Origin of the sequence: Pararcticibacter amylolyticus, from assembly GCF_003130405.1 — a bacterium.
Lineage (GTDB): Bacteria > Bacteroidota > Bacteroidia > Sphingobacteriales > Sphingobacteriaceae > Arcticibacter > Arcticibacter amylolyticus.
The window spans coordinates 201-904 of sequence record NZ_QEAS01000080.1 but is presented as its reverse complement, the minus strand read 5'-3'; the positions used below and the strand labels follow the sequence as shown (position 1 = coordinate 904).

Here is a 704-nt window from a genome sequence, read left to right as displayed (position 1 = left end):
ATTTGATAAGAAAAAGACGCCGCCAGCAGCAGAAAACACCCTTTAGGCACCTCCCCCTCAAAAACCAGTTCCTGAGCCGGCACCCTTTGAGCTCCCGGTTTAGCAATCAGCACCTCCTTTACCCCGATAAACTCATAGAACTCCTCCCGGAAATTAAAGCCGGTCAGCACAAACTTGATCTGGTAGCGCCCTCCCTCCCGGTTTTGAGCAAAAGCTCCCGCCCGGATGTCCTGCTTCACATCGATCTCAGGGATCCTCACCCTGACCTGCCTCTTTTCATTCAGGCCCACCTCCGGCTTCACCAGCAAAGCCCTGAAAAAAGGACTCCTCACATTAAACTCGAACCCTTCCAGCAAGTCCAGCCGGGCATCATGAATATCCCGCCCGCCCCTCTCTTTAGAAGAAGCCCGGATAGCGCGGTAAACCACGGAGTTGAAGCGGTTGACCACCCCTTTATCATGGCGGTTTTGATGAACAGGCGAAAAAGCCTGGCGGATCGCTTTGGCCGACGTGCTGGCCAGCCCGAACTCGCAGGCACTCTCCTTACTGGCATGTGTCTGCCTGAAGGGCCGGGTAGGCCCCTGGGCCACCTGTGTGCCCCTGAAAACGCGGTAAACGACAGATCCGGCCTTGCCGTGAAGTCTGCCCTGGGAATCAATAGTTGCCATAATTCGCTGTCGCAGACAGCGAACAGCCGTTAGGGG

1 pseudogene is annotated in these 704 nt (G+C 56.0%); it reads right to left on the bottom strand.

The window, feature by feature from the left end:
- A pseudogene (locus DDR33_RS25135) lies at positions 1-668 on the bottom strand (hypothetical protein); the annotation flags it as partial.
- Positions 669-704: the final 36 nt, after the last annotated feature.